This window comes from Bacillus sp. GC_Bacil_1, assembly GCF_026540675.1.
Taxonomy (GTDB): domain Bacteria; phylum Bacillota; class Bacilli; order Bacillales; family Bacillaceae_G; genus Bacillus_A; species Bacillus_A cereus.
This window is the reverse complement of the sequence record NZ_JALNUG010000008.1, coordinates 199,444-212,814: the sequence shown is the minus strand read 5'-3', so window position 1 is coordinate 212,814 and position 13,371 is coordinate 199,444. Positions and strand designations below refer to the sequence as shown.

Genomic DNA, 13,371 nt, shown 5'->3' with positions numbered 1-13,371 from the left:
AGAATGTAATTAAACGATAGCCAGATGCACATAGAAATCACTCTCTTCCATAAATGTATGTAATTTAATAGATTTCTAATGTTTATTAACAAATAAAAAGGCACTTCCGTGAACTACCCGCCACTTAACATCCTAACGGACTGTTTGAAGTGGGGGCTTCTCGGTTAGTCGTTACTTTTAGTAGCTAACGAATTCGTCCTAAGACAGCCGAGCTAACTCCCTTGTTCCAAGGGTTATTTTATTGCTATCTATGCTAACGCTAATAGGCGTATTGCTTCATTTTTGATATTGATAGCTGCGTTATAATCTCTATCGAGATTTACACCGCATATACAAGAATAGACTCGCTCAGATAATGACATATTTTTCACATTTCCACAACTGCTACATGTTTTTGTGGAGGGAAACCATTTGTCTATTTTCACAAGCTGTTTGCCTTGTTCATTTAGTTTATAAGCTAAGAAAGAAGTGAACATACCCCAACGACGCTTTTTCCAAAATGAAGTGCTTGCGATATTCCCTTCATATTTAGATCTTCAATAGCTACAACATCAAAATGAGTAGCTAGCTCTTTAGACTTATGATGAAGGAAGTTTTACGTTGGTTTGCTACTTTTTCATGCAGCTTAGCTACACGGATACGTTGTTTATTCCAACGCCCTGAACCTTTTGTACGTCTTGATAATACTCGTTGAGCCTTTGCTAATCGGTCTAACATTTCACGATAGAACTTAGGATAATTGGCTCTCTCATCCTCAGAACTGACGTATAATTGATCCATCGCAAAGTCTAATCCAACAACTGTTTCTACTTCTTTTTGTACGATCTCTTTTTCGTATTCAGTCAAAATGGACACATAGTATTTACCAGTAGGTGTCATAGAAATCGTACATGACTTGATTATATGGTCTTGTGGTATTTCTCTATGCTGTTTGATACGTATCATTTTCAGTTTTGGCAATTTGATATGACCGTTAAGCAACATAATATTTCCGTTCACTACATTCGTTGTATAAGACTTTCTGTCTTTTTTGCTTTTGAATGTTGGGAAGTCATTTTGACCACGAAAGAAATTTTTATAGGCAGTTTGCAAGTTAAGTTGAGCATTTGCCAAAGCTAATGAATCCACTTCTTTTAACCACTCAAATTCTGCTTTGTATTTTGCAGGAGTGGGAAGCTTTTGTTTCTTTAGTTGATTCTTATCATCTTTATGTTTTTCATACGCTTCTTTCCGTTCAGCTAACATTCTGTTATACACGAAACGTACACAACCGAATGTTTTACGCATAAGGTGTGCTTGGTCTTCTGTTGGATACAAACGGAATTTATATGCTTTATTCTGCTTTGTCATATCATTTCACCTCACTTTTCACTTTGATTTTCAATATATGTTTTTACTACGTCTATTGGCGAACCACCAGTAGTTAGCAAGCAAAAACTTCTTGACCAAAACATCTCTTTCCAAAGTTTCTTTTTCACTTGTGGAAAATCTCTTTTAATAAGTCGAGAACTTGCACTTTTATAAGCATTGATGAATTTTGTCATTTCTGTATTAGGGTGTGCCTTGAACAAAATATGAACATGGTCTACATCATGATTCCATTCAACCAATGTGATGTTATAATTTTCAGATAGTCGAACAAACATATCTTTTGCATAGTCTGACATATCATTATCAAACACATTTCTTCTGTATTTCACGACCAACACAAGGTGATAATACAACAAGAATACTGAATGGTTATTACTATCTAATTGCATTTATATACCAGCCTTTATAATTTATAAGACTGATTATATCAGAGGCAAAATATAAAGGAAAACCTTTTGGCTGCGCCCTTCACGCGCTTGAGGAAGGAGAATTCTTTCGGGAAATTCGTTAAACTTCTAAAAAAATGCTTTTTATTTAATCAAATATATCTGTCTTTAGTGACTTAAAGGAAACTATGCACAAAAGGTATCAACCTTTTGTGAAAATCATAACATATTTAGCTATAAATAATTATGTCGCTTCTAAAAACGTTCACTCTTGATATGTTATGAACTAATGTCGTACAGAATCTTAATTTCTTAATAATGTTTATAAAATGATTCTTTACAAGATGAAAGTACTTTATTTCTATTTAAACAAACATTTTTTCTATACTATTTGCTTTCAGAGTATATTAGATTAGATACCTTTAAACTGTTGCTAAGAATTTATATATTCGACATAATGTTATACGATAAATTCATCTTATAGTTTGGTGACATGGTATCTTTTAATGTATGTACAGAATGATTAAAGTTAAACTTTTCTTCCGCATTTAACTCAATTTCTATAATTTCTCGAATACCTTCGCGATTAATAACAGCAGGAACCCCTATATACACATCATTATGACCATATTTATTCTCAAGGTATGCAGATACTGTTAACACACTATTTTCATGATGTAGAATTGCCTTTGTTATACGTAATAAAGACATTCCAATTCCATAACAGGTTGCTCCCTTACGTTCGATTATATGATAGGCCGCATCACGTGAACGAACAAAAATTTCGTCTAAGTCACTTTGATTATACTGACTTTTATTTTCTAAAATCGTTTGTAGCTTTTGAACGCCAACTGACACATGACTCCAAACTGGAAGCTCCGTATCACCATGTTCACCTATTATATACGCATGAACATTATGAGGATCAATCTCAAAATATTCTCCTAACATGTAACGGAAACGTGCAGAATCAAGCGTTGTACCTGAACCAATTACGCGTTCTTTCGGCAACCCAGATTCTTTCCAAGTTACATATGTTAAAATGTCCACTGGATTTGTTGCAATTAAGAAAATACCATCGAATCCGCTTGACATGACATTACGTATAATTTCTTTAAAAATCTTAGTATTTTTTTCAACTAAGTCTAAACGTGTTTCACCTGGTCTCTGTGGCAATCCGGCTGTTATTACAACAATTTGCGCATCTTTACAGTCGTCACAGCTACCCTTCCATACTTTTGTTGGTGATGGTGAAAAAGGAATTGCATGACTTAAATCCATTGCTTCTCCTTCTGCTCTTGCTTCATTTACATCCACAAGAACGAATTCTTCTGCCAGGCCCTGATTAATCATACAATATGCATAACTACATCCTACGGCCCCTGTACCAATTAAAACTACACGATTAATATTTTTATTCATTTATAGATCCCTCACTATTTATGTTATGTTTTTGTGCATTGTTGTTATTCTAATAAAAAGAGATTTAATTGATTTTGAATAAACAAATAATGAACTCGAAATACATTAATGTTCAATACCACATAGTTAAACTTAAATTCCTTTTCATATGTATTTCCAGCAAATATTGCTCCAACATTATTTTTTATTTAACTCAAAAAAATATTATGTATAGCTTCACTAGATAAGATAATTTTTCTTTATCTACATTTCAAAGATTCTTTGATATTCTGTGAAAAATCTAGTTTATACATCTAGTTAAATAAAATTGTTAACGCTTACATTTTTATTAAGATTCACTAACGGATTATCACTTTTCATAATGACATTCATGCTTATATTATCTTCATTCAAATCTAATTACTGCAAATTTTTATTTTGTATATCGAAGGTTATTTCACCTATTTTAGCAATAACCCCCTAAAAGCACTTCTATACCAAACAAACTTTTTCAAAATTCATTTTCTAGTAAACCTCCCACTGATTTTTTAGAGTTTTCTGTAATAAATTCGACATGTGATCTTGCATTTTATATTAACAAATTTAGGTCACATAAGTTGTGAATGTTTTTTGTATATTTCCCTTCCCTTATATGTCTAACAAAAACAAATAATATATTTTATAAAAGAAAAAAATATATTTAAAAGAATTATTAAAACGGTATTTCCGGCTAATTAGGCCAACTGATATAAAAATAACATTCAAAATAATTATGTTATTTTTATACGAAAATGATTATATTAGTAGCTTAAATTTTTATTTGTGTTTGTAATGGGATGTTTTCCTCACATTGAGATTCAACTAAATCGCCCTTCTGTTCAGCTGTAGGGTTGTTTTGGGTTATATAATGATATACCATGCCAACAAATACAGATCCACCAATAATATTTCCAATTGTAACTGGAATTAAATTATAAATAGCCCCACTAAAAGAAATAGTATTGGGATGTGGCGATACCAGGGAGATTGCAAATAGCGATAAATTTGCAATGCTATGTTCATATCCAGATAAAAAGAATGTAAAAACCAATAACATCATAACAATTATTTTTGCTGTATCCCCTTTTACTTGAGAAGGAAGGAAGCATGCTAGACAAACAAGCCAATTACATAAAATAGCTTTGAAAAATAGCTGTATTGTCGGTGTATTCATTTTTACTTCAACAACATTACTTATCAAATGTTCATATTCAATTTGATCAAAAATACCAGTACCATAAAATAATAACGCAAAAAATATTGCACCTACCAGATTACCTAAAAAACAAGCACCCCAGTTACGACAAGTATCTAAGACCGTTGTTTTTTTTCGTAAGGTCGAAATTGTAAAATACATTGTATTCCCAGTAAATAATTCCGCTCCACCATATATTATTAATATAAGTGCAATTCCAAAAAATAAAGAAGCACTTAAATAAGTTGCAGGTGAATTTACAACGTGAAAAAAATCCCCTAATTTAAAACATAATACTATAATAAATCCAATATAGATGCCGGCTAGTAATGCACGAACAAAATATTGTATTGGGTTTATATCTAATATTTGTTTCTTCTTTTGTGCAAGTTTTATAGCATCAGCTATCCCTTGTTCTAACATAAAATTACACACTCCTTTAGTTCATGGTTATTATAAATAATCCTAAGAATAAACTACATGTTTCAATATTCACTTTCAAGATTTTGTTCAATATTTCACAAAATAAACATACTCACTTTATAAAATGATTCAAATGATGTTCAATCTGCTATATTCACTAAATCCTAGAAGGTGCATAATACACGAATATACCTAGTCAATATAGAATAAAAGAATAATTAATCTGGTATAAAAAGTTTTAATTTATCATGTTTAGGAAAAGCACTCCATCTTAATTTTTACTTACTTGTATAGTGACCTATCAGGAAATTATTCGCATTTATACATAAAAAAACTTTAATTATAAGGTTACAGTGTGTTTGTATGCGTTATTCTTTAAAAATTGAAGAAATGCTACTAGCAGCAAACATATTCAACATTTTCCATCTGAAATATCTTAGTAACATTTTTAAAATTTCCTCTAACCTATGAGTTTAATGGGATCATCTTTGTATCTCATTACCCGAATAAAGATAATTTGTGACATATTTTAAAATAAACTATATATCAAGCAATCTGCTTTTTAAAATTGTTATAATATGAACGAACATCTTTGCTCAACACTTCACAATTGAAAGGAGAAATTGATATGAGAAAACGAAAACGCTTAGTAATAATCGGTAATAGTATATCTAGTTTACGCTGTATTGAAGAGATTTTAATACAAAATCCTAATATGTATAGCATTTCTATTTTCAGTGATGAACTCTATCCTCTCTACAATCAAATAAACACTATTTCATTACAATTAGATATTAAAAATAGAATACAAAAGCAATATAATTGGTACAAACAACATAATATTAAGCTTTTTACAAACGAAAAGGTAATAGAAATTGATCGTGAGGACGAGGTCATTGTTACAGATAAACGCCGTATTGTTTTCTACGATAAACTCATCATTGCAACAGGATCTACTGCTTTTATTTTTCCCGTTAAAGGACTGCAATTATTGGGAGTAAATAAACTTAGAACAACTGAAGAAATCCAATGTCTATTAAATATTAAGAAGCATGCAAAAAAAGCTATTATTATTGGTAATGGCATGCTCGGTCTAAAAATTGCACAAAAATTATTTGATTTTGGAATAGACGTCCACGTAGTTCATTTCAGTTCACACTTAATGGCAAAACAAGATATCTTGGCTTGTTCATTACTATGTAACAAGCTAAAAGCAAAAGGGATTCAATTTCTCATGGAAAAAAACACGGTTAAAATCCTAGGTACAGACTATGCAGAGGGGATCCAATTCGAAGATGGCACTATTAAAAAATACGATTTAATTGTAATACCTATTGGTAGGCGACCTAATACACATTTAGCAAAAAAAGCTGGCTTATATGTTAAACGTGGCATAGTTGTTAATAAGTATATGCAAACAAATGATAAATTAATTTATGCAATTGGTGAATGCACTGAACACAATGGTATTACATTAGGATTTCCAGCCCCCCTCCACGCACAAGCTACTGTATTAGCCGAGCATATAACAAATGTACAGACAAATACTCTTTTTGCATAATTTCTTAGTTAATTAAAACTAATTCTTTATAACTTTTATCTAAAAAACTCTTCTTAATAATTGTTTAAGAAGAGTTTTAAACCTTTGAAAACGTGTTAAAGAGAACACTGTAATATTGACACATTTGCAACCCCGTTACGTATTAAATTAAAGTATTAATTTAATTAAGGAGACATATTAAAATGCAACGACACAAAAGTATTTATCTATTAATTATTTTATGCACGGTATTATGTATAATAACTCTAGTCCATAAAGGTGAAAATAATAGCGTTAAAAATACAACATATGAGATGGATAAACTTGTTAAAATCGATGAAAAAAAACTATCTTCTAAAGAGAATAATCCTTTAGAAGTCCCTTTGATTTTACAAAATCCAGAATTAGAACGTGGATGCGAAGTTACAAGTTTAGCAATGCTTTTAAATTTTAACGGTCTATCCGTTAATAAATTAGAGTTAGCTGAAAATATTAAATATGTACCTTTTCAAAACAATGGATTGATGGGAAATATGGACGAAGGATTTGTTGGAGATATGTATGACATAGATATGCCTGGTTTAGGTGTGCATATTAAGCCGATTTTAGAGTTAGCCAAATTATACATATCAGAGAATTGTATTATAGACTTAACCGGAAGTAATCCTGAGGATTTATATAAAGCAATTGATAAAGAACACCCTGTTTGGATTTTAACAAACGCGAGCTTTCGCAAACTACCTGATTATGAATTTCGTACTTGGAAAACAAATATGGGTGAGAGACAGGTTACATACCGTCAACATAGTGTTTTACTAACTGGATACACCGATCAATATGTATACATTAATGATCCATTAGATACGGAAAAAAATAAAAGAATTGATAAGAAGGATTTTGAAGAAGCATGGGTTCAATTAGGCAGACAAGCCCTAACTATCATTCCTTAAAAAAACACAGAGCTATAAGATTTGAGATAAACTTTAAATTACTAATTTCTCATTATATAATTATTATATAATAATCCCTATTTTACACGAGAATCACTAACGTTATTTAATTATATAAAATTAAAGGACACACCTATACCATTGGAGTGGTACCTAAGGTGTGTCCCTCGCATAAATCAAAAATATAAGATAAAATAATTTGAAATTTATTTTTTAAGTTTGATGATAAGGCATGTGATATTTTGCGGCTCAAAAAATCCATACCTTATCAATTAAACCGATTGGTAACACATATTCCCTTTTTCGTGTTTTACTCATATATAATGATTTTAAGAATTCATATAATTAAAATACTTACTAATTTGTAATAACTCCTCTTTTATATTCTGAGAAAGGGGTCTTTTGTCAGAAACTGATAAGTCTTCTAATAGCTAACTGATTTTTTATTATTATTTTCTTATTTCCAACAGAGGCCATGAGCCCTAAACTTTCAAACTTATTCAATTTACGACTAATAGTCTCTCTTGTTACCCCCGCATAATTTGCCAATTCCTCTCGTGTCAATGGCAAGTTAATAAGTATTCCATCCTCTGTACTTTTGCCATATTTATCACAAAACTCCAATAGTATATGAGCAATTCTAACTTCAGGATTGTTTGTCGCTAAATTTTGCACTAAATTCTCTATCTTAGCTAAACGTTTTGTGACAACTTTTAACAACTTTAATGCAATACTTGGATTTCGTTCCATTATATAATCCATATTTTCTTTTTTTAGCATACAGATATGAGTATCTTCTATAGCATATGCACTAAAATTACTTTTTTCATCATAATTAAATATATTTAATTCACAAAAGGATTCACCACTTGTTAGTATATGCAATATTTGCTCTTTCCCTTGAAGAGTTAGTGTACATAGCTTTACTTGTCCACTATTAATAATAAATAATGTATCTGATTTATCTCCCTCAAGAATTAATGGCTGACCCTTTTTAAACTTCCTATGTTTTGTCATTGAAGCTATATTACTAATTTCCTCTTCGGAAAGGGTCTTAAAAATTAGTACTTTTCTTGGGCAAAGCTCTCTTGATTTTTTATGATTATCGTCCATATTTTCTCACCTTACTTTAACTATAGAATTAAAAATATAATGATATCCAAGGTTATTATAGACATTTTTATCAAATATTGCAGTGACCCCAATCACAACTATATGTTTATAAAGACAGTGATATACACTATCTTCATAAACATATTTTGAATATGGCATAGAAAAATAAGGCCCTGAGGAGAAAGGGTGGCGCCAGGGCCCTATAGAGTGTACCGAAAATGGCTGTATCGGTATAAGTATCTGCTACATAACTATTATAGGATTTTTCAAAGAATATTTCTGTGACCAGAATCACATTCAAAAATATAAAAAACAATGAGAATACTGTGCAGTATTCTCATTGTATTTTCCTTCTTATTCATCTAGTGGTGCAAAATGATTTTTATCTTCTCCGCACACAGGACAAACCCAGTCCTCTGGTAAATCTTCGAAACTTGTTCCTGGTTCTATATCCTCATCTGGATCCCCTACCTCTGGGTTATAAATATATCCACATGGTAAACAAATGTATTTTTTCATGATTTCCTCTCCTTTTTGTACAGCTTTATATTTTTTCTTTTAACTTGCTCATTATTTCACTTATGTTTGTATTTAATAAATCTATTCCTTCTAACGATACATGCTTTTCAATCGCAGATTTGTAAGGAATAGATGCCGCAACTCCTTCTAATGAAATCACACCGACTATTTTATTATCCTTAATAAATAACCTTGTATACTTCTCCTTACCGTCTTCTTCAACAATTGTTGTATCACATTGCTCTTCATTAACAACTCCAATTGAAAATAAAGATACATTGAATGCGTTAAAAATAGTAGTTGGAATTTCTTTTTTATAAATAGCAGTTTTAGAGACCATATTACTACCTGCTACTCTTCCTTGTTCCAAGGCAGTCCCCCATAAGCCTTCAATTTCATTATTTACTTCTGCAACATCTCCCGCAGCGTATACGGAGTCTATATTTGTTCTCATCTCCTCATCCACAACAATTCCTCTATTTAATTTAATAGCCGTATCATGTACAAGTTTAGTGTTCGGAGTAACGCCAATTGAGTAAACAATACTATCACAATTAATTTGAGAATTGTCGTTCATCTTTATGCCAGTTACAGATTCTTTCCCGAGAATAGAATCAATAGAAGTATTTAAATACACCTTTACTCCTTCCTTTTCAATTTTTCGTTTCAAGAGAAGCGAAGATTTTGTATCTAATTGTCTTCTCATTAATAAAGGAGCTACTTCTACAATGGATACCTTTTTACCAGCTTTCAGAATAGACCATGCTGTTTCTAAACCTTGTACACCCCCACCAATGGTCACAACACTTTCTTTGTCCTCTAAATGACCTTTAAGCTCATCTGCTTCTTTCATGTCCCTAATAGTAAAAATATTTTTTTTATTAATTCCATTTATCTCTAATCTTCTATTATTCGCTCCTGTACAAATTAATAGTTTATGATAAGAAAATACCGCTTCATTGGATGTAACAATAAATTGCTCATCTGTATTAATTTTTACCACCTTTGTATTTATAAAAACTGATATGTGATTATCTTGATACCACTTTTTCTTTTTAATTAACACTTTTTCACTGTGTAAATCTGAATACAGATCCTTTGATAATTTAATTCTTTTATAAGGTAGTAATGGCTCTTCACCAAAAATAAATATATTTGATCCTTTATCGTACTCTCTAATAGTTTTAGCGGCATTTACAGCAGCTACACCACTCCCAATAATAACAAAATTCTTTTCCATGTTTTCACCTCCATTTTTCTATTAAATAGAACTCAATAATAAATCTGTAACAAATGTTGTTGCATGTTGGATTTTCTTTACTTTCCCCTCATCTTTTGGAGAGAATCTAATCCGAATAGGAAATTCAACATGAGTCATACCTGTAGATTGGATAACTTTTGATGTGCTTTGTACATTCATATTTGTTTCATTGAGGTAATCTTGTATCACTTCAATTGCCTCTCCACTCCAACCATATGAACCGAATGAAGCTGCAATTTTTCCTTCTAGGTTCATTTCTGTCATTTCTTTTAAAATTTCTTCTAAATTACCAATCATATCTGCATATCTAGTTGAAGATCCTATGAAGACTGCATCTGCTTCTTGAATACTCTTTAAAACCTCTGATTTTTTTGATTTATCAGCGTTAAATACTGTTACATGAATATTATCTGCTTCTAAAGTTTCTTTAATAATATTTGCCACTTTTTTTGTATTATTTTTAATTGTTGTATATACAATTGTTACTTTCTTATCTTGATTCGTATCTCTACTCATATCCGCATATAATTTAATATACTTCTGTATATCCTGACGTAAAATGTAGCCATGAGATGGTGCAATCATTTGTACATCCAAATCTTTTAGAGCTTCTATTAATGTTCTTACATATCTTCTATGTGGATGGATAATGGCATTATAATAACCAATAAAGTCTTCCGTAATATCTACATTCGCTTTATCACTGAAAATCTCGTCATTTGCTATATGAGTACTAAAAATATCACAAGGAAATAAAATTTTATCCTCTACACAGTAGGTAATCATTGTTTCTTCAGTATGAAGATATGGTGTTTCTTTAAATTTTAATGTTTTTCCACCAATATCTAATGTATCACCGTCTTTTACTATTAAAAACTTTCGATTATGCAGCTTATACATCTCTTGTATTTCTGGTACTGCAATTTCTGTACATACAATCGTTGCATTAGTAGCTCTTGATGCTAATGCTGTCAATCCCCCTGAATGGTCGGGCTCTGTATGATTCACTACGATATACTGAATTTCTTGTGGATCAATTAATTTACTTAATGATTCTACAAATTCTCTTCCAAACTCTATATCAACTGTATCAATCACTGTTGGTTTTTCCGTTTTTAGCAAGTACGCGTTATAAGTTGTTCCTTTTGCTAAGATTAAACGATGAAATGGAACTTCTCTATTATCAACTTTTCCTACCCAATATATATCTTTAGTTAACTGAATTTCTTTGCACATATAACTCAATTCCTCCTCAATCAGATTCGATTTACCACTGAATTATATAAACTTTTTTATAATTAAAAGAGGACTAGAATCACATTTTAAAAAAATTAATAAAAAAACACCTGAGTAACAGCTTTCTACTCAGGTGTTTTTAAAATTTATTTTGTTGCTACAATTACTAATGCCGGACCATCAAGTGAATATATTTTTTTATCAAAATTAGCGTAAGTTTCTACTGACTCAAATCCACAATCTATTAATATGGGAAGTAATTGTTTTTTTGTAATTGGATATAACTCTATACTATTTGAGAATTCTTCACCACATGTATTTAATGTTACAGTAAATAGCACCTTTGTTCTCTCTATTGCATAATCTCGTTTGAATGAGAAATGTTCTTTCTTAATTACTGGAAATATGAAATTTTTTTGATTTAATACTTTTTCATAGTTTACAATTTGAACTATGAACTTTCCATTTTTCTTAAGTTTTTTAAAAGAGCTTTGAATAAAATCAGTAATTTCCTGTACATTGTCTAAATGAACCAACGTATTTCCAATACAATAAATACCATCAAATATCCCAGGTACATCGTCTATTTGCTGCATTCTAAGTGTATTTACAAAAAGTCTTCCCCTATGGGTTATAGCCTTCTCAGAAATTTTATCAGCCATTTTCTTCTCTGGTTCCATCGCAGTTACAATCATTCCTTTTTCAACTAATGCATTAGCCACATTCCCTGTTGCCGCACCTACATCAATTACGGAGTCCCCCTCTTGTAAATAAGAAGCAATAAAATTCACTTGTTTTTCATTTTCCGGAAAAATTTCATCATAATACGGCATTAATTTTTGGTAAAAAGTCATTATTTATACACTCCTTTCTACATACAGTATTGAAGAAAACATTAATACAATATTAAAGATAAATAAATTTATATATAAATATAATATAAACAATATAAATCATTATTAGTCTTTACGAGATAAAATATTTAAATACTATTATTGTTGTAATAAAAACGTAAATAGCATTTATACTCTCTAAAATCCCCACCTTTAAGATTGAAATATTCCTTCCATACAGTACTATAGACCGTATCAAACTTGGGATAAAAATAATGGTAATCGTTGGTGATAAAATAAGCGTAACAATCACAAGTAATAAATGGTACCACCATGACAGAATGCGATACGTTGGATTCTTTTTTTCACGTATCATTGTTTTTACATAAAACGTACTTCCTATAAAATATAAAAATGTTATAGTCGCTATTATCAATATATTTTTATCGACTGTTTTCATTGTGAAGTAATAACTTATAATGCCCCCTATACAAAACAAAAGAATTGCACATACATCATTTAATAAGGCTCGTTCATTTTTTTTGCTAGAAAAATAAATGTTTATACAAAAAAACGGGAGCATAATAATAGAAAAGTAAACTATACGCCATTCATAACTAAGAGCAATAGCTGTACATATACAAGCCTCACCAAAGTAAAGAAAAAAATAATATAAATAATACTTCTTTCGCGGCTGTTTTACATACATTAATAAGGGATATGTAGCTAAATACACAAAAAACCACGCTAACAAAAGAGGTATATAATACCATGTCCATTTACCAGTTAAAATACCTAAAACAAATGGAATAAGCAGCATTCCCCAGGCTCCATGCTGCTTTGGAATAATTAACTTCATTCTTCCACACCTCACATTTAATTTTTTATCAAAATGTTACGTAAGAATGATAAGAATTAGCATGTATATCATTAAATTTATAGATAAAAAACTTTACCAGTGAGAGAATCCCCCCACTGGTAATCATACTCCACCAATTTAGGGAATACCCATCCCAAATAGTAAAATATAATGAATTTCTCATACTCACTCTTCTCTTATAAGATAAACCATGTTTTAAAAAAATACTGTGAGTGAAATCACTG

Annotated in this window: 11 protein-coding genes and 1 pseudogene; 2 read left to right on the top strand and 10 right to left on the bottom strand. The window is 30.6% G+C overall.

The genetic code is table 11. The features are described from left to right. Nucleotides 1–248: 248 nt before the first annotated feature. From OXT04_RS14660 to OXT04_RS14645, 4 genes and pseudogenes are all read right to left on the bottom strand, one after another. Nucleotides 249–1,350, bottom strand: a pseudogene (locus OXT04_RS14660) (RNA-guided endonuclease TnpB family protein). Between the two features lie 11 nt (nt 1,351–1,361). Beyond that, the gene (gene tnpA / locus OXT04_RS14655; RefSeq protein WP_097853204.1) at nt 1,362–1,760 is read right to left on the bottom strand and encodes an IS200/IS605 family transposase; all 399 of its coding nucleotides are present in this window, start codon (nt 1,758–1,760) and stop codon (nt 1,362–1,364) included. Between the two features lie 438 nt (nt 1,761–2,198). Continuing rightward, nucleotides 2,199–3,179: an L-lactate dehydrogenase gene (locus OXT04_RS14650; RefSeq protein ID WP_267415597.1), complete on the bottom strand. Its 981-nt coding sequence runs from the start codon at nt 3,177–3,179 to the stop codon at nt 2,199–2,201. Nucleotides 3,180–3,966: 787 nt separating this feature from the next. Beyond that, complete coding sequence (locus OXT04_RS14645) at nt 3,967–4,815, bottom strand: formate/nitrite transporter family protein (protein WP_000893013.1); 849 nt, start codon at nt 4,813–4,815, stop codon at nt 3,967–3,969. Nucleotides 4,816–5,443: 628 nt separating this feature from the next. On the opposite strand from OXT04_RS14645, the gene OXT04_RS14640 reads away from it, so the two are divergent. Together OXT04_RS14640 and OXT04_RS14635 are read left to right on the top strand one after the other, a co-directional pair. Then, a complete protein-coding gene (locus OXT04_RS14640; RefSeq protein ID WP_071714101.1) occupies nt 5,444–6,376 on the top strand; it encodes an FAD-dependent oxidoreductase in 933 nt (310 codons plus the stop codon). A gap of 182 nt (nt 6,377–6,558) precedes the next feature. Next, nucleotides 6,559–7,305 carry a C39 family peptidase gene (locus OXT04_RS14635; RefSeq protein WP_001188814.1) on the top strand — a complete coding sequence of 249 codons (747 nt, stop codon included), beginning with the start codon at nt 6,559–6,561 and terminating at the stop codon, nt 7,303–7,305. Between the two features lie 405 nt (nt 7,306–7,710). On the opposite strand, the gene OXT04_RS14630 is transcribed toward OXT04_RS14635, so the two are convergent. From OXT04_RS14630 to OXT04_RS14605, 6 genes are all read right to left on the bottom strand, one after another. Next, the gene (locus OXT04_RS14630) at nt 7,711–8,418 is read right to left on the bottom strand and encodes a Crp/Fnr family transcriptional regulator (RefSeq protein WP_000342564.1); all 708 of its coding nucleotides are present in this window, start codon (nt 8,416–8,418) and stop codon (nt 7,711–7,713) included. Nucleotides 8,419–8,772: 354 nt separating this feature from the next. After that, complete coding sequence (rd, locus tag OXT04_RS14625) at nt 8,773–8,937, bottom strand: rubredoxin (protein ID WP_000759867.1); 165 nt, start codon at nt 8,935–8,937, stop codon at nt 8,773–8,775. Between the two features lie 25 nt (nt 8,938–8,962). Then, the gene (locus OXT04_RS14620) at nt 8,963–10,177 is read right to left on the bottom strand and encodes an NAD(P)/FAD-dependent oxidoreductase (protein ID WP_000414246.1); all 1,215 of its coding nucleotides are present in this window, start codon (nt 10,175–10,177) and stop codon (nt 8,963–8,965) included. Nucleotides 10,178–10,198: 21 nt separating this feature from the next. Next, nucleotides 10,199–11,434, bottom strand: coding sequence for an FprA family A-type flavoprotein (locus OXT04_RS14615; protein ID WP_267415588.1), 1,236 nt, complete (start codon nt 11,432–11,434; stop codon nt 10,199–10,201). A 146-nt stretch (nt 11,435–11,580) separates the two neighbouring features. Next, on the bottom strand, nt 11,581–12,288 hold the full coding sequence (locus OXT04_RS14610) for a class I SAM-dependent methyltransferase (protein ID WP_097853201.1): 708 nt from the start codon (nt 12,286–12,288) through the stop codon (nt 11,581–11,583). A gap of 112 nt (nt 12,289–12,400) precedes the next feature. Then, nucleotides 12,401–13,126, bottom strand: a complete 726-nt coding sequence (locus tag OXT04_RS14605; protein WP_097853200.1) for a YwiC-like family protein — start codon at nt 13,124–13,126, stop codon at nt 12,401–12,403. Nucleotides 13,127–13,371: the final 245 nt, after the last annotated feature.